The following is a 19504-nucleotide window of genomic DNA, read 5'->3' as shown; positions in this document are numbered from 1 at the left end:
ATGTGGCTTAATTTCCGCGAAAGCGAAAACCTATTTATTATAAATCAAACTTAATACCTTGAGCTAAAGGTAATTCGTCAGAATAATTTACTGTGTTTGTTTGTCTTCTCATGTATACTTTCCAAGCATCAGATCCAGACTCACGTCCACCACCTGTTTCTTTTTCTCCTCCAAAAGCACCACCAATTTCTGCTCCAGAAGTCCCAATGTTTACATTTGCAATACCACAATCAGATCCTGCAAATGATAAGAATTTTTCTGCTTCTTTCATTTCGTTAGTCATGATTGCAGAAGATAAACCTTGTGCTACTCCGTTTTGAACAGCAATTGCGTTCTCTACCTCACCAGAATATTTCATTAAATATAAAATTGGTGCAAATGTTTCGTGCTGTACAATTTCAAAACTATTTTCTGCTTCAATGATAGCTGGCTTAACATAACAACCAGACTCATAACCTTCACCTTCTAAAACACCACCTTCAACTAGTACGTTACCTCCTTCAGCTTTTGCTTTTTCGATTGCAGCTAAATACGTATTTACTGAGTCTTTGTCTATTAATGGTCCAATATGATTTTTTTCATCTAAAGGATTACCAATTGTTAATTGACCGTAAGCTCCAACAATTGCATCTCTTACTTTATCGTAAACCGATTCGTGAATAATTAGTCTTCTAGTTGATGTACAACGTTGACCACAAGTACCAACTGCACCAAATACAGCACCTGGAACAACTACTTTTAAATCTGCTGTTGGTGTAATAATGATTGCGTTGTTTCCTCCTAATTCTAATAAAGATTTTCCAAAACGCTCTGCTACTGTTGCTCCAACAATACGTCCCATTCTAGTAGATCCTGTTGCAGATATTAATGGTATTCTATGATCTGTTGTCATAAATTCTCCTACTTTGTAGTCTCCATTAATAATACAAGAAATACCTTCTGGTAAATTGTTGTCTTTTAAAACTTCTGCAATTATATTTTGACAAGCTACAGAGCAAAGTGGTGCTTTTTCTGATCCTTTCCAGATACATACATCACCACAAACCCATGCTAAAGCTGTGTTCCAGGCCCAAACTGCTACAGGAAAGTTAAATGCTGAGATTATACCAACAACACCTAAAGAGTGCCATTGTTCGCGCATTACGTGTCCTGGACGTTCAGACGGAATTGTTTGTCCATTAAGTTGTCTTGATAATCCTACTGCAAAATCGCAGATGTCAATCATTTCTTGTACTTCTCCATATCCTTCTTGTAAAGATTTACCCATCTCGTAAGAGACTAACTTCCCTAAAGGTTCTTTTAATTCTCTTAATTTATTACCAAATTGTCTTACAATCTCACCTCTTTGTGGTGCAGGCATTGCTCTAAAACTTTTAAAAGCCTCAGTAGCTGTCGTGATTACTTTTTCGTAATCTTCCTTAGTTGTTGTAGACACTTTTCCTATTAATTTACCATCAGTAGGAGAATATGAAGCGATTAAATCTCCACTTCCAAAATTATTAGACCCAGTTGAAGTCCCTTCATTTATATCTTTTAAGCCTAACTGTTGTAAAGCTTCTTTTATTCCGAAATCAGTTGAAACTGCTTGCATATTTCTTTAATTTTTACGAATTATTTAATTTTTAGCGAATATACTAATATTTCTTCGTTTTAAAATACGTCCTGTCTTATAATACTGTTAAGCTTTTATTCAAAAAAAAGAGACGAAAATTAATTAATAATTGTGTGTGGTTAATGCCTTAAAATTCAAAATTTGATATAACTTTAACATCAGTTTTTGATATAAAAACCAAATATCACGTTTTTTTCTCAAAAACTGATCTTACATCTATAAAACGATACATAATACTGTTTACCATGAAATTAAAATCGCTATCAATCTTATTTTTTGTGTTTATTCTAGCTGCTTCTTGTAAAAAAGAAGTCACTGAAACGGATAACCTTTTTAAATTTAGAGATTATATAAGTTATACAACTTCGGGTCGTGTGTCTGTAGCAGATAATATTAATATTAATTTAGCAAAAGTGGTAGACGGTTGGGAGCCTGACCAAGTGCTAGATAAAAATGTGTTTAAAATTTCACCTTACGTTGAAGGAAAAATTGTTGTAATAAACGATCACTCCTTAAGATTTGTTCCTGATGAAAACCTGAAACCAGATACAGAATATGCAGCGACAATTAGTTTAGGCGAATTATACAAAGACCTTCCAAAACAATTTAGCAGCTATACGTTTCAGTTTAAAACTATTACTCCAAATTTTGTTATTGAAACTAACGATTTACAATCTTACTCTAAAGAGTGGCAATATCTTTTAGGTGTAGCAAAAGCATCTGACATTATTACGTTACAACAAGCCAAACAACTAATTAGCGCAACGCAAAAAGGAAAAGACTTAAAAATTGAATGGAACGAAAAGAGTCAACCTTCAAAATATTTTGAATTTAAAATAGATAGTATTAACCGTTTAGTTGATGATTCTGAAATCTTAATTAAATGGAATGGTAAAGCAATAAAAGCAGACAACTCTGGAGAAAATACATTTCCAATTCCTGGAAAAAACAATTTTAAAATCATGTCTGTAAACGTTATTCAGACACCAGAACAATATTTATCAATTAACTTTTCTGACCCAATTAAAAAGCAACAAAATTTTGATGGTTTAGTCACCATCCAAAATAGCAAAAACCCTAAGTTTATTGTAAACGGAAACGTGTTAAAAGCCTATCCAGAATCTAAAATTACAGGTAATGTGCAAGTCGATGTTTTTCAAGGCATAAAAAACGTGGACGATTACAAACTAAAAACACCATTTAGCGAGACTATTGCTTTTGAAGACGTCAAACCTCAAGTTAAACTAATTAATAGTGGTGTAATTTTACCAGATTCGCAAGAGTTAAAATTCAATTTTGAAGCTGTAAACTTAAGCGCTGTAGATGTTAGAATAATTAAAATTTTTGAAGATAATATCTTACAATTCTTACAGGACAATACTCTTGAAAGTAATAATCAAAACCAAATAAGACGTGTTGGTCGTCGTATTGCTAAACACACCATAAAACTAATTGAAAACCCAATAGAAAATGATGGAAAATGGAAAACCTATAGTATTGATCTTTCTAAATATATAAAATCAGATCCAGGCGCAATTTATCGCGTAGAGTTGGATTATAAAAAAGCATACTCGTTGTACGACTGTGATGCTAATGCAAATATCAGTAACAATGATGAAGAGGACTATTATGAGGATGACTACTATTATGAAGACGACTATTATTATGGTGGTGGAGATTATACTTACACATCCACAGAAGATGAAGATTTAAAAGAAGAAGAATATTGGGACAATATCACTTACAGCTATCGCGACAATAATTATAATTGGAGAGAGCGCAACAATCCATGCCACGATGCCTATTACAATAACAAGGTTATTTCGCAAAACTTAATTGGTTCTAATCTAGGTGCTATAGTAAAAAAAGGAGCTGGTAACACCTACCATTTTGCAGTAACAAATATACTTAGCACTAATCCAGAACCTGCTGCAAAAGTGATATTATATAATTTCCAACAACAAGAATTAGCAACCACTAATACCGATAACGATGGATTAGCAAAAATAAAAACAGATAAGTTAGCTGCTTTTGCAATAGTGTCTAAAGGTAATAATAACACTTACGTGAAATTACGCGACGGAAACTCGCTATCACTCAGTAAATTTGATGTTTCAGGAGCAACATTACAACGTGGACTAAAAGGTTATATTTATACCGAAAGAGGTGTTTGGCGACCAGGAGATTCTATTCATTTAACTTTTATGCTAAATGACATAGCAAACAAGCTACCAAAAGGACATCCAGTAAAATTAGAAGTAACCGATGCTAACGGTAAACTAGCCTATAAAAACATAAGCAATCAAGGTGTTAATAATTTTTACCAATTTAACATTCCAACAGCAACTGAAGACAAAACAGGAAACTGGAATGCAAAAATTAGCGTTGGAGGAGCAACATTTTATAAAGGACTTAAAGTCGAAACTGTAAAACCAAATAGACTTAAAATTAAAATAGACTTTGAAGACGATATACTTAAATCCAATTCACCTTTAAACGGAAAACTAGCTGTAAACTGGCTACATGGTGCACCTGCTAAAAATGTAAAAGCCGAAATTAAAGCAAAATTTAGCACCTCTTATTCTAGTTTTAAAAATTACGAAGACTATCAATTTATAGATCCATCCAAAAACTTTAGTACAGAAGAGGTTACTATCTTTGAAGGTAATGTGGATACCGAAGGTTTAGCAGATATCACTAAAAACTTAAATATTGGTCAAGAGGCTCCAGGTATGCTTAATGCACAATTTTTAATTCGCGCTTTTGAAAACGGAGGCGATTTTTCAATGGATGCTTTCACCAAGCCTTACGCTCCATACAACTCATTTGTTGGTTTAAAATCACCTAAAGGAAAAGCTTATGGCTCCTTTTTTACAGACGAAAATCATACGTTTGATTTAGTAACCGTAAACGATCAAGGCAAACCAATTAAGCGCAATAATTTAGAAATTAAAGTCTATAAAATAGAATGGCGTTGGTGGTGGAACTCGTCTTACGACAACCTATCACAATATACATCAAGCAGCTACCATAAACCGTTTTTAAACAGTAAGGTAAATACCAATGCAAGCGGTAAAGCATCCTTTAATATTAAAGTTCCAGAAAACGAAGGTGGTCGTTATTATATTACCATAAAAGACCCTGTATCTGGTCACATGACTGGTCGCACTGCATACTTTTATAAAGACTGGTGGAAACGCCAACCTTCTGGAGATAAGGAAGCTGCAAAAATGTTAGTGTTTGCTGCAGATAAAGAACACTATAATGTTGGCGAAACTGCAAAAATCACATTCCCATCAGGTACAGAAGGTCGCGCATTAGTTAGTATAGAAAACGGATCTGAAGTCTTACAAACTAAATGGGTAAAAACTAAAAAAGGAGAAACGACTGTAGACATTCCAATTACTAAACAGATGGCTCCAAACGTATTTATTAATATCTCATTGTTACAACCACATGCATCTACTGCTAACGATTTACCGTTACGCTTATTTGGTGTAATTCCGTTATTGGTTGAAGATCCAAATACCAAATTAGAGCCAGAAATAAGAATGCCAAGCGTATTAAAACCTGAACAAGAATTTGAAGTATTTGTTTCAGAAAAAAATAACAAAGCCATGACTTATACTATTGCTATGGTGGAAGAAGGTCTTTTAGACTTAACACGTTTTAAAACACCAAACGCATGGCAATCCTTTTATGCTAGAGAGGCTTTAGGCGTTAAAACTTGGGACGTTTTTGATGATGTTGTTGGTGCATATAGCGGAAGTATAGAACAAGTTTTTGCTATTGGAGGAGATGGAAGTGCAGCTGATGGAAAAAACAAAAAAGCTAACAGATTTAAACCTGTAGTTAAATTTTTAGGACCATTTAAGTTAGAAGCTGGCGGAAGAAAAACACATAAAATAAAAATGCCTAATTACGTTGGCGCAGTTAGAACAATGGTTGTTGCAGGTAATAACACAACTGAAGCATACGGAAGCACTGACAAATCTGTACAAGTCAAAAAACCATTAATGGTTTTAGCAACGCTTCCAAGAAAATTAAGTCCAGGAGAAAAGGTAACACTACCTGTTACTGTTTTTACAATGGAACCTAATGTAAAAAACGTTTCTGTTAAATTAAAATTAAGCAGCGGAATTACAGTTGTTGGAGACCAAACTAAAGCGCTAACCTTTGCACGTCCAGATGAGCAAATGGCTTATTTTGAGTTAGATGTTAGCAAAGCAAAAGGTATCAATACTGTTGAAGTCATTGCAACTGGAAATGGTGAATCTTCAACTTATAAAGTAGAAATTGATGTTGAAAACGTAAATCCAATCTCATCGACAAGTTTAGATGCGACGCTAGATCCAAATGCCACTAAAACCATAGACTTTAGTACTTTTGGTGTGGCAGGAACCAATAGCGCTAGTGTAGAGTTTTCAACATTACCTCCAATGGATTTTACTAGAAGACTACAATACTTAGTCCAATATCCTCATGGTTGTGTAGAGCAAACCACATCAAGTGTATTTCCGCAGTTATTCTTGCAAGACATCTTTGATTTATCTTTCAATAAAAAACAAGAAATACAAACTAACATAGAAAACGGAATCAAACGTTTAGGTCATTTTCAAAGACCAAATGGAGGTATGAGCTATTGGATTGGAGAAAATAGCGCTAATGATTGGGGAACTAGTTATGCTGGACATTTCTTATTAGAAGCAGAGAAAAAAGGTTTTGTATTACCATTAACCTTTAAAAGTAACTGGATAAAATACCAAAAACAAGCTGCACAAAGTTGGAGACCAAGTTACAGAACTTACAACTCGGACTTAGCACAAGCCTATCGTTTATACACATTAGCGCTAGCAGGAAGTCCAGATTTAAGTGCTATGAATCGCTTACGCGAATTTTCAGAAATTTCTAACGAAGCCAAATGGCGTTTAGCTGCTGCTTATGCTTTAGCTGGTCAAACCGAAGCCAGTAACCAAGTGTCAAGTACTGCAAATATTAACTTTAAGCCACAAAAATATAATTATTACACCTATGGATCTGTTGACAGAAACAGAGCTATGGCTTTAGAAACTATGATTTTAACCAAAGACAAACGTGTTAAAGATTTATCTGAAACTATTGCAAAAGACCTTTCTAGTCAACGTTGGATGAGTACTCAAACTACTGCTTACAGTTTGTTAGCTATGGCTAAAATGGTTAATGCTAATGGCGGAAAAGCAATGAAATTAAGCTACACAATTAATGGTAAAACCGAAACAATAGATACTAAAAATGCTATTGCACAACGTACTTTAAGAGTTAATTATGGTAGTAACAGTATAACCGTTAAAAACAACAAAGAAAACATAGTTTACGTGCGTGTATTAAATTCTGGTAAGCTACCATTAGGACAAGAATTAGCAGAACAAAGAGGTCTTACTACAAGTGTAATATACAAGGATTTAAAAGGCAACAAAATTGATGTTTCTAAATTACAACAAGGTCAAGATTTTGTTGCAACAGTACAAATAACTAATACTAAAGACTATAACGTTAATGATATTGCTTTAACACAAATTTTTCCGTCAGGTTGGGAAATTGTAAATACACGTTTTACAGATTTTGGAGCTTCAACTTCAAGTCAAGCTAGGTTTACAGATATTAGAGACGATCGTGTTAATTTTTATTTTGACTTGGGTCCTAAAAAAACTAACACATTTAATGTTATGCTTAATGCTTCGTATTTAGGTCAATATTATTTACCAGGATTACAAGCAGAAGCAATGTATGACAACAAGTTTTTTGTAAGAAATAAAGGTCAATGGATTGAAGTTGAAAAATAGAATATTCCCACAAAAGTGGGAATATTTTAATACCTAAAACTAGTATTATGAAATTTAAAGAAGTACAAAAATTTAACCAATGGTGGCTTTGGGTATTACTAATTGGTATTGGATTAATACCAGTATATGGTGTTTATAAACAACTAATTATTGGTCAAAGTTTTGGTGACAAACCTTTATCTAATCAAGGTCTAATTACATTTACAATAATCTTTTTTTTGGTCATTGGGCTTTTTGGATTAATTCGTTTGAAAACAGAAATAGACCACTCCGAAATTAGAATGTCTTTTATTCCTTTTGTAAAAAAGAAGATTAAATTAAAAGATGTTAAAACCATGGAAGTTGTAAACTATGGTTTTGTTGGTGGTTGGGGAATTAGACTATGGACTAAATACGGGACAGTTTATAATATAAAAGGCAACAAAGGACTTTCCATCACACTTAAAAATGGAAGTAAATTTATTATTGGCACGCAAAAAGAAACCGAACTTAAATCTGTATTAAAAACTTTAAATTTATAATACTGCTTTCGCAGAAACCCTTACCGTTTTAAAGTAAAATGTCCAACTCGACGCTGACCATTTATTATTATAACATACCAATAATCTGATGTAGGCATTGGACTTCCGTTAAATGTACCATCCCAAGAAAAGGGTTTATTTTTTGAGCTTTTTAAAAGCTTACCAAAACGATCATATATATATACTTCTGAAGACTCAAAATATTGGATTACTTTTAAATCGAAGGTATCATTATTTGTATCGTTATTTGGTGTAAAAAATTGTGGTATGTAAAAGTGTAAAAATAATGTTGTCACTATATCATTACATCCATTGGCTTTAATATAAATAGTATACAAGCCACCTTCAACATTAAAAAATACATTTGTATTTTGATAGTTAATACCATCTATAGAATATTCAAAATCACCAGTATTGCCTGTGTTTACCACAATATCGTTTCCACTGGAAGTAACAGACTCAATTAATGGTGTTTCTAATTGCGCTACAGTAAAAGTTATAATGGTAGTTAAACAACCATCTGTTGCTTCTACTGTATAAATGCCAGAAGCATCTACTTCTAAAAACGAAGTCGTTTGACCTGTATCCCAAGTATATGTTGGACTAATTATATCTGTGGTGGCTTGTAAAGTAATCGTTTCATTTTGACATAAAATTACAAATTCAGCCTCCTCATTAAATGGTTGGTCACCAATAATATCCCATTCGCATGTAGTAGTATTAAATGTAGTGGTTTCCCAACATTGTAATCCTGAAGGCTGTAATGGTTGCGTACCAGAAACTTCCCAAGTGCAAGTTGTAGTGTCAAATATCGCTGTTTCCCAGCATGCTACAATAGGCTGAATTGGTTGCGTACCAACTATATCCCATGAACAAGTTGTATTATTTATTGTAGCAGTTTCCCAACACGCAAGTGTTGGAGTTGGTGGCAATGGTGTTACCTCTACCTGAAAAACTTCTGACACAATATTGCATAAGTCATTATTTAAGTTTGCAAAAGACTCAGCGACTTTACTTCTATAATACCTAGTATCTGTTATACCATTTATAGTTATATTTTGAGTGGTTTCGTCAATAATATCTGTCCATGTAATTCCGTCTATACTTTCTTCCCATTGATAAAAATGCGTACTGAAAACACTATTATCTGGCGTTACTGATAAAGACGTGCTATAAGGTGTTTGACTACTACATAAACTTACCATGTTATTTGTTAATGGATCTGCTATTGATATATTATCACCACAACTTTTAAAAACAATATCATCAATAGCTAAATCATTTCCGCATCCACCAACACCATTATTTTTCATTTTTAAAATAACAGAGGTTTGACCTGGAAGTGTTTGAAAAACTAATCCATATTGTAACCATTCTGGAGCTGGTAAACTACCTAGATTTCCAGTACTACCAGAAGCTAATAAATTAGAATCTGTACTATCCCAAATCTCAAAACTCACATTTATAGGTATGGCTCCTGCACCACAAAACCCTGTGGATGGTGTTAAATTTACTAACCATGAAGAAAATTCATAAGATGTATTAACGCATAGCCCACTAATTGTTGTTCTATAAAATTCGCCAGATGTAAAATCAGAATTTATTACTAACATTTTCCCGTTAGTATCTCCTTCGGTATGATCTTCTAAAATAAACCAATCAAAAAAATTAGAGGTATTGCTAACAGTATAAAAACCATCTTCAGGCTCTGATCCATTAGCATAGGTATACGTTGTAGTTCCTATAGGCAGTGCACTTTGACCTGTTCCTATTCCAAAGGTTTCATTAAAAATAGCATCTCCCGAATTTCCATTACAAAACCCTAATTGCCCTATAGCTTTTTGAGTTAAAAAAAATACAGATAAAAATATAATGGTAGTAGCAGTAAGACGGTTGTTTTTCACGTTTAAAATTAAGATAATATTATCAAGTATAGATGTATTTTTTTAAATTCACAATTATTAAAGCAACTAAACACTTTTTGTATTGCTCATGTATAGGATTAAACCTTTGGTTAAAACTCATTTTAAAAAATTAACAGTCCTTTTTGCGCTATTAGTTGCTTATATTTTTTGTTTACCAAAAACTCTTTTTAAAGATCCCACAGCAACAGTTATAACAAGTAATACCAATGTACTATTAGGAGCTCAAATAGCAAAAGATGGACAGTGGCGTTTTCCGGAAAGCGATAGTATTCCGGGAAAATTTAAAACATGTATCATTGCTTTTGAGGATGATTATTTTTATAAACATCCTGGATTTAATCCTATATCTATTATTAAAGCTTTAAAAGAAAATTTAAATTCTGGAGACATAAAACGAGGCGGAAGCACAATCACCCAACAAGTTATTAGATTATCAAGAAAAGGACAATCAAGAACCTATCTAGAAAAGCTTAAAGAAATTATTTTAGCAACTAGACTAGAATTTAGATATAGTAAAGAAAAAATATTAACGCTTTACGCAAGTCACGCACCTTTTGGAGGAAATGTAGTTGGTATTGATGCTGCTTCTTGGCGTTATTATAATAGAAATGCTAATGATTTATCTTGGGCAGAAAGTGCAACTTTAGCTGTATTACCCAATGCACCAAGTCTAATTTATCCAGGTAAAAATCAAAAACAATTATTAGCAAAACGCAATAGGCTATTAAAAAAATTATTAGATAATAAAAGCATTGACTCTTTAACCTATAATCTTTCTTTAGCTGAAGGCTTACCACAAAAACCATATGCATTACCACAAACAGCACCTCACTTATTACAAACTATATCCAAAACAAACAAGGGTGAACGGGTTAAAACAACAATAAACAAACAACTTCAGGAACAAGTAAACGCTATTGTTTCCAATCACTATAACGTGTTAAAGCAAAATGAAATTTACAACATTTCAGTCTTAGTATTAGACGTTAAAACAAGAAAGGTTTTATCCTATGTAGGCAATAGTCCAACAGATAAAGCTCATCAAAAAAATGTAGATATAATTAATAAACCAAGAAGTACTGGTAGTATTTTAAAACCTTTTTTATATGCTGCAATGCTAGATGCAGGAGATATTTTACCTAACACATTAGTAGCAGATATTCCATCTCAATTTGGTAATTATTCACCAGAAAATTTTAATAAAGAATTTGATGGAGCAGTTCCAGCTAAACGTGCCTTATCTCGATCTTTAAACGTTCCTGCAGTTAGGATGCTACAAGAATTTGGATTAGATAGGTTTCATCATTATCTAAAAGATTTAAAACTAAAAGACATAACCTATAACGCTAATCATTATGGATTATCACTTATTTTAGGTGGAGCCGAAAGTAATTTATGGGATTTATGTAAAAGTTATGCAGCATTTTCTTCGACCATTAATCATTTTAACGACACTTCAAGCGAGTATTTTTCTAATGAATTTTGCGAACCCACTTTTTATGACTCGCAAACCATTGATTTTGGTAAAAAGTCAACTGAAAAAAAACTTTTTGATGCAGCTTCAATTTATCTAACCTATCAAAGCTTAAAAGAAGTAAACAGACCAGAAGGCGATGACAATTGGGAGTTTTTTGACAATTCAAAACAAATCGCCTGGAAAACAGGTACTAGCTACGGTTTTAGAGATGCTTGGGCAATTGGCACAACTAAAGATTATGTTGTTGGTGTTTGGGTAGGTAATGCAGATGGAGAAGGCAGACCTGGTTTAGTAGGTGTACAATCTGCAGCTCCAATTTTATTTGATGTTTTTGATGCGCTTCCAAATAGCCAATGGTTTAAAAAACCCTTTGATGAAATGCAAGAAATTAAAATATGTAGTCTTAGCGGTTACAGGGCATCAGTCAATTGTTTTGATACACAACTTCAACATGTACAATTAAGTGGTCTAAAAACAAAACCTTGTCCTTATCATAAATTAATACACTTAGATAAAACAAACACCTATCAAGTTAATACCTCTTGTGAGGATCTAAATGACATTAACACTCAGTCTTGGTTTACACTACCTCCTTTAATGGAATACTATTATAAAAAAAAGAATCCTTTTTATAAATCTCTTCCTAATTTTAGATTTGACTGTTTAGGTGAAAATGAAGTCACAATGCAATTTATTTATCCTAAAAATGAAAGCATTATTTATTTACCTAAAGACTTTAATGAAACTATAAACGAACTAGTTTTAAAAGTTGCACATTCTAAAAAAAATAGCACTCTTTTTTGGTATATCGACAAAACGTACATAGGTCAAACTACAGATATTCATGATATCGCAATTAAGCCTGAAATTGGAGAACATTTGCTAGTTGTTATCGATGAATATGGCAACGAAATCAAAAGAAATGTAATAATTTCTAAATAAAAATTTAAAAACCATATACAAATCCTACAATTTTAACAATTAATGCGCTTTTCATCGAAAAAAAATGCATTATATCTATCTGTGTTAAAATGTTCTTAATAAAAGTATACCTTTAAATGACCAACTTGTGTTTTTCGCAAGATTTTTCTAAAAATTAAACTAACACCCAATCTCATTAAAATGAAAAAAACTACGTTCATTTTAGCATTGCTATTTTTTGTAATAGGATGGCAAGCTAATTCACAGATTTATTTACAAGAGAATTTTGACACCTCCATTCCAGCGACTTGGACCATTACAGATGCTGGTGGTGCAACTGGTGATTCATGGATTTCTGGACAACAAGGAACAGGCAATAGCTTAAACGGAAGTAATGTAGCAATTGTAGATAGTGATGCAAACGGAAACGGTACGTTATTATTAGAAACTTTAACAACTCCTGCTTTTGATGCTTCTGCTGCAACAACACTTTTTTTAGATTTTGATCAATATTATAGAAACATTGGAGCAGACAATGCAATCGTAGAAGTTTATGATGGTGCAGCATGGATTGAAGTATTAAATCAAACAGCGTCAGCAGGTAATTTTAATACACCTGACCAACAACACATAGATATTACAGCCTATGCTAATGCTAACATGCAAGTAAGGTTTATTTACAACGATGCTGATGATTGGGCATGGTACTGGTTAATTGATAATATAACCATATATAATGCTAGTTGCCCTAACCCTTCTGGCCTTATTATCAATGCTGCAACAGCAACATCTGTAGATTTATCTTGGACCATTGGCGGAACAGAAAACGCATGGGAAGTAGCAATTCAACCAGCAGGAACAGGAGTTCCAACAGGTTCAGGAGCAGCTACATCAACAAATACAGGATATATTGATAGCACTTTATCACCTGCAACAGATTATGAAGTTTATGTTAGAGCAAATTGTGGTTCAGATTTTAGCATTTGGACAGGCCCAATAACTTTTACTACGGACTGTGCAATATTTACACCTGATTACTTACAAGATTTTACAACTATTCCAGCTAACTGTTGGGATGTTGCAGATAATGGAGACGCAACAACAGGTCCTACAGACTTAGGTACTTCTTCTTGGGTTAATGATGGTTTTATTAATAACGGATTTACAGGAGCTTATAAAATTAACTTATGGTTAGCAGCAAAAAGCGATTGGTTATTAAGCCCTGAATTTGATTTAACTGGTGTTCCTTATCAAGTAGAATTTGATTTTGCTGTAATGACATTTGGTAGTACTACTACTGCTGGAACGTTAGGATCAGATGACACTGTAGAACTATTAATTACCACAGATGGTGGTACAACTTGGACTGTATTAGAAACGTTTGATTCTACTTCAGTTATTCCTGCATCAGGAACACATGTAGTACAAGATTTAACTGCTTATGCAGGAACAACTGCTCAGTTTGGTATTAGAGCTTCAGAGGGAACTGTTGATGATACTAACGATAACGATGTTTTTGTTGATAATTTTCAAGTAAGAGCTATACCTTCTTGCCCAGAGCCTTTAGCTGTAGTAGCTACTGCAACTGGAGACTCAACTGCAGATATTACATGGGATGCTGGAGCAACAGAAACAGAATGGCAAATTTGGGTACAACCAGCAGGAACTGGAGAACCAACAACAGATGGAGTAATTACATCCACAAACGCACCTTATCAGGCTACTGGATTAACACCAAGTACACCTTATGAAGTTTATGTAAGAGCAAATTGCGGAACGGAAGGTTATAGTATTTGGATTGGACCAGTTAACTTTACAACATTAAATACACCTCCACCTGCTCCAGTTGGTGTAACATGTGCAAGTGGAACATCTACATTTATATTTACTGAAGATTTTGGTAATGATACTAATTATGTGCCATCAGGATGGACAGGAACTACTTTTGCAGACACCAATGGTAATTGGGACATTACAACCGTTAACGGAAACTCTACTGGAACTGGCCCAAATATTACGTGGGACGGAAATGCAGGAACACACCTTGAATATGAAGGATCAGGTAATACAACTAACGTAGCCTCAGCAATTACTCCAGCTATAGACTTATCTACAGCAGTAGATGGTGCAGAACTATCTTTTTGGATGCATGCATTTGGAGATAATATGGGAACCTTAAATATTGGTGTTAGCACCTCACAAACTGGTCCTTTTACTTCAGAGTATACTTGGATAGGAGACTATCAGTCAACAGCAGATGAAGCTTGGGTACCAATTGGTGTCAACTTAGATGCGTATTTAGGTCAAGTAATTTACATTGAAATAAGCTACGTAGGCACAGGAGATACTTTTGAAAGTGATATGGCAATTGACCAAGTTAGAGTTGAAACATGCGGTAATTTTTGCGTTGCACCTACGGGCTTAACTGTTGATGCAGTTACAGACACAACTGCAGACATATCATGGACTGCTAATAATGGAGAAACCAATTGGGAAATCGTAGTTCAACCAGCAGGAACAGGTACTCCAACAGGATCAGGAACAGCTATTACAACCAATCCTTACACTATAACTGGTTTGACAGCAAGTACAGATAACGAAGTTTATATTCTTGCAGATTGCGGAAACGGACTTAGTGTTTGGGCTGGACCAATAAACTTTACAACATTAAATACGCCTCCACCTGCTCCAGTTGGTGTAACATGTAGTACTGGAGGATCTACTTTTATATTTACAGAAGATTTTGGTAATGACACTAACTATGTGCCTTCAGGATGGACAGGAACGACTTTTGCAGACACCAATGGAAATTGGGATATTACAACTGTAAATGGAAATTCTACAGGAACAGGCCCTAATATTACATGGGACGGAAATGCAGGGACACACCTTGAATATGAAGGATCAGGTAATACAACTAACGTAGCCTCAGCAATTACTCCAGCTATAGACTTATCTACAGCTGTTGATGGTGCAGAATTATCCTTTTGGATGCATGCATTTGGAGATAATATGGGAACCTTAAATATTGGTGTTAGCACCTCACAAACTGGTCCATTTACTTCAGAATACACATGGACAGGTGATTATCAAACAACTGCAGATGAAGCTTGGGTACCAATTGGAGTTAATTTAGATGCGTATTTAGGTCAAGTTATTTATATTGAAATAAGCTATGTAGGTACTGGTGATATTTTTGAAAGTGACATGGCAATCGATCAAGTTCGAGTAGAAGCATGTGGAAACTTTTGCATAGCACCAAGTAACATAACTGCAACATCAATTACTGAAACTTCTGCAGATATTTCTTGGACATCTAATGGAACAGAATCAGAATGGAATTATGTTTTACAACCAGCAGGAACAGGAATACCTACTTCAGGCACATTAGTAACTACAACAACAATTTCAGAGACAGGGTTAAATCCTGCGACGGATTATGAAGTGTATATACAATCCGTTTGTGGTGCAAATACAAGCACATGGGCAGGACCATTTACCTTTTCAACATTATTACAATTCAACTTTACTTTAGATTGTGCAACAGATGGACCACAAACAATTAACTACTGTTATGAAAGTAATGACACAAACATCTTTACATTTAGTTCTACGGATGGTACACCATTAAATATTACATTTAACTCTGGTCAAGTAGAACAAGGATGGGATGAGTTAATCGTATTTGACACAGACGGAACAACAGATCTTAACGTATTAACACCATATGGAAATAATGGAGATGTTTCAGGATTGACTTATCAGTCTTCAGGAGATACTATTTCATTTACAGTTCAATCAGATGGCATATTTGATTGTGGTTCTCAAGGATATACACCACTAACCGTTACAGTAAATTGTGCAACTTGTATTAATCCTGATGTAGCTTTCTCTACAACCACTGATTGTAGTGCAGGAAACAATCAATTTTTTGTAAATGTTGATATTACTAGTATTGGAGATGCTGCAAGTTTAGATATTACTGACAATCAAAGTACACCTTTACAAAACGTAATGAATACTGGTATTGTAACAATGGGACCATATCCTTTAGATACAGATGTAATAGTTACAGTAGCTAATGCGGATGACACTAATTGTATTATTACAAGTAACACCTTAAATGTTCCTGTTTGCCCTCCAGCAAATGATGATTGTTTAAATGCTATTATGGTCACACCAAACGCAGACGAGAATTGTACTAATACAACAAGTGCTACATTATATGGAGCGACAACATCAGCTCAAGCTAATATTTGTACAGGAACAGCTAATGATGACGTTTGGTTTCAATTTGATGCTATAGCAACTGATCACGGAATTGACATTAGTAATATCATAGGAGATACAGTTAATTTAAATCATGCTTTATATGAAGGGACTGATTGTGATTCTTTAACCAATATTTATTGTGAAGCTACAAACAGTAGTATAGCAAATGGATTAACCATTGGCAACACATATTATATCAGAATTTATACCGATGGAGATATTCCATTTCAAAATGTAAACTTTGATTTATGTGTATTTACAATTCCGCCACCAATAACAACAAACGACACACAATACACAGTACAAGAATTAGTGACAGATGTATTAGTAAATTCGCCTTGTGCACTAATTAACAACGTTACTTGGTCAACTGGTACTGACTTTGGAACAACTAATGGTATTGGATATTTTGAAGCAAACGGATCTTCATTCCCTTTCCAAAGTGGTATTGTTATGACTACAGGAAACGTATTAAATGCACCAGGTCCAGAAACAGGTGTCCTAAGTGAAGGTGGAGGTTCTTGGCCAGGAGATGCAGATCTTGAAGCTTTTATAAACACAGATTTAGATGGTAATCCTGGAGATGATGTACCTGCAGGAGGATCTAACAACGCGTCATTAATAGAATTTGAATTTACACCGCTAATTGATCAGCTGTCTTTTAATTTTATTTTTGCAGCTGAAGAATATGGAACTTTCCAATGTGGATTCTCTGATGCATTTGCATTTTTATTAACAGACCTAAATACAGGTATCGTTACTAACCTTGCTGTAATACCTGGCACAACAGATCCAGTTTCAGTACTATCAATAAGAGACGACGCCTATAATAATGGTTGTGCTTCATCCAACCCAACACTATTTGATTCTTATTATGGTGCAGGAGGATTACCAGCAATTACTAATCCAACCAACTTTATTGGAAGAACAGTACCATTAACTGCAACCTCTGTAGTGATACCAAATAATCCATACAGTATTAAATTGGTTATTGCAGATGATGGTGATACGATTTACGACTCAGCTGTATTTTTAGAAGCCAGTAGTTTTGATATTGGAAATATAGATCTTGGAAATGACATATTAATTAGCAATGGATTAGCAACTTGTGAAGGCGATAGTGTAACTTTAGATTTAGGAATTGCTCCACCATCAAACGCAACCATAACATGGTATGCTGTTGCAGACGGAATTACAGAACCAATTGCTGGAGAAAACGGAACCTCTTTAGTTGTTACAGAACAAGGACTATATCAAGTAGATATTACTTTTACTGACGTAAGCACAGCTTGTTTTTATACCGATCAAATTTTAGTTGAATTTTTCCCTAATCCGGATATAGAAACTGGAGATATTCCTGAAATTATAGCTTGTGATAACGATAACAGTGGTATCACTGTATTTGATTTAACAATTAATGAAGACGACATACTAGGAAGTCAATCTGACATCACTATAACCTATTATGAATCTGAAGCAAATGCTATTGACGATGTAGATCCTATAACAGACCCAACAAGTTATACTTCGGCTCCAACTATTGTCTATATAAGATTAACCAATAATGTTACTGGTTGCTTTAAAGTAGATTCATTTAATATAGATTTAGCACCAAAACCAATACTTGGTACACCTGAAGACCTTTTAGGCTGTGACAATAATGAAGATGGTATTGCTGAATATGATTTAACAACAAATGAAGCAGTATTAGCAAACGGGATGACTGATTTAGTATTTACTTACTATTTAGATTTATCAGATGCAGAAACTAGTACAAATGCTATAACAGATACATTTAACTACCAATCAGGATCAGATACGATTTATATCAGAGTAGAAAATGAATCTGGATGTTTTGAAACAACATCATTTGACTTGTTGTTTGGAATACGACCAGAAACAACATTTAATCTAGACATGCCATATGAGGTTTGTCCAAACGCAACATCACCAATAACCATTACTGCTCAAGCAGAGAATTACACAGCTAGTGAAGTAAGTATCAAGTGGTATAACGAAGGTGTTGAGATTGTTGGTCAAACTGGATTAGCATTAAACACTGTTTTAACAGCAGGAGAATATGAAATTGAAGTAACATACACTGAGACTGGATGTTCTAAATCAGAGTTTGTCACTGTAGTAGAGTTAGAAAACTGTACGATACCACAAGGTATCTCTCCAGGTGTATCACCAGGATTAAATGACAAGTTTGATTTAAGTAGTTTTGATGTACAAAGTTTAGAGATATACAACCGTAATGGTACTTTAGTTTACTCTAAAACAAATTATGTAGACGAATGGGAAGGTCAATCTAACGCAGGTGACGAGTTACCAGTTGGAACTTACTACTATGTAATGAAGTATCAAGGAAACAAAACAAAAGCCTCTTGGGTATATATAAACAGATAAACTAACTAGAAACCAACAAGACAACAGATGAAAAAAATAATATATATCGTATTCCTAGTGTTTATAGGTGTACAAGCCCAACAAGACCCACAGTACACACAGTACATGTATAACATGAATGTGGTCAATCCAGCTTACGCTGGATCTACAGAAGGTGTTGCCATAGGTGCACTTTACAGAAGTCAGTGGGTTGGATTAGAAGGAGCACCAACTACAGGAACACTAACCCTACATTCACCAGTTGGTAAAAATGTAGGTTTAGGACTGTCTTTAATAAGTGATGAGGTAGGACCAGTAAGCGAGACTAATGCTTATGTTGATTTCTCATATACTATTCCTGTAGGTACAGGCACCAAATTAGCGTTTGGATTAAAAGCAGGAGCAACGTTTCATGATATTGGGTTAGCAGGATTAGATTTAATAGATGCTAATGATCCTTTTTTCTCAGAAAATATTAATGAAGTTACTCCAAATATTGGAGCTGGATTATATTTTTACAAACCAAGTAAGTTTTATATATCTGCCTCTATGCCTAACATTTTAAA

The 19504-nt window shown here is 34.1% G+C and carries 7 protein-coding genes; 5 read left to right on the top strand and 2 right to left on the bottom strand.

Annotated elements, in window-relative coordinates:
* Nucleotides 1-37: 37 nt before the first annotated feature.
* Nucleotides 38-1591, bottom strand: coding sequence for an L-piperidine-6-carboxylate dehydrogenase (gene amaB, locus M890_RS0112920; RefSeq protein WP_028283938.1), 1554 nt, complete (start codon nucleotides 1589-1591; stop codon nucleotides 38-40).
* A 266-nt stretch (nucleotides 1592-1857) separates the two neighbouring features.
* Here amaB and M890_RS0112915 point away from each other — a divergent pair, with 266 nt between their 5' ends.
* Both M890_RS0112915 and M890_RS0112910 read left to right on the top strand, forming a co-directional pair.
* On the top strand, nucleotides 1858-7434 hold the full coding sequence (locus M890_RS0112915) for an alpha-2-macroglobulin family protein (protein ID WP_028283937.1): 5577 nt from the start codon (nucleotides 1858-1860) through the stop codon (nucleotides 7432-7434).
* Nucleotides 7435-7481: 47 nt separating this feature from the next.
* Nucleotides 7482-7955: a hypothetical protein gene (locus M890_RS0112910; RefSeq protein ID WP_028283936.1), complete on the top strand. Its 474-nt coding sequence runs from the start codon at nucleotides 7482-7484 to the stop codon at nucleotides 7953-7955.
* A gap of 20 nt (nucleotides 7956-7975) precedes the next feature.
* Here the strand turns inward: M890_RS0112910 and M890_RS16165 are convergent, their stop codons facing one another.
* The gene (locus M890_RS16165; protein ID WP_051437533.1) at nucleotides 7976-9859 is read right to left on the bottom strand and encodes a T9SS type B sorting domain-containing protein; all 1884 of its coding nucleotides are present in this window, start codon (nucleotides 9857-9859) and stop codon (nucleotides 7976-7978) included.
* 88 nt (nucleotides 9860-9947) lie between these two features.
* Here M890_RS16165 and pbpC point away from each other — a divergent pair, with 88 nt between their 5' ends.
* The 3 genes from pbpC to M890_RS0112890 all read left to right on the top strand — a co-directional run.
* Nucleotides 9948-12299, top strand: coding sequence for a penicillin-binding protein 1C (gene pbpC, locus M890_RS0112900; RefSeq protein ID WP_028283935.1), 2352 nt, complete (start codon nucleotides 9948-9950; stop codon nucleotides 12297-12299).
* Between the two features lie 180 nt (nucleotides 12300-12479).
* Nucleotides 12480-18959 carry a choice-of-anchor L domain-containing protein gene (locus M890_RS0112895; protein ID WP_028283934.1) on the top strand — a complete coding sequence of 2160 codons (6480 nt, stop codon included), beginning with the start codon at nucleotides 12480-12482 and terminating at the stop codon, nucleotides 18957-18959.
* 27 nt (nucleotides 18960-18986) lie between these two features.
* Nucleotides 18987-19504 (top strand): PorP/SprF family type IX secretion system membrane protein (locus M890_RS0112890; protein WP_028283933.1); only part of this gene is annotated, 518 nt, incomplete at its 3' end.

This window comes from Olleya marilimosa CAM030, assembly GCF_000518485.1.
In the GTDB taxonomy this organism is placed as follows: Bacteria; Bacteroidota; Bacteroidia; order Flavobacteriales; family Flavobacteriaceae; genus Olleya; species Olleya marilimosa.
This window is presented reverse-complemented; position numbering and strand designations above follow the sequence as displayed.

What these genes read in the sequence shown, in the direction of transcription:
- amaB (WP_028283938.1), bottom strand. Translation starts at nt 1,591, where the DNA reads ATGCAAGCAGTTTCAACTGATTTCGGAATAAAAGAAGCTTTACAACAG.
- M890_RS0112915 (WP_028283937.1), top strand. Translation starts at nt 1,858, where the DNA reads ATGAAATTAAAATCGCTATCAATCTTATTTTTTGTGTTTATTCTAGCT.
- M890_RS0112910 (WP_028283936.1), top strand. Translation starts at nt 7,482, where the DNA reads ATGAAATTTAAAGAAGTACAAAAATTTAACCAATGGTGGCTTTGGGTA.
- pbpC (WP_028283935.1), top strand. Translation starts at nt 9,948, where the DNA reads ATGTATAGGATTAAACCTTTGGTTAAAACTCATTTTAAAAAATTAACA.
- M890_RS0112895 (WP_028283934.1), top strand. Translation starts at nt 12,480, where the DNA reads ATGAAAAAAACTACGTTCATTTTAGCATTGCTATTTTTTGTAATAGGA.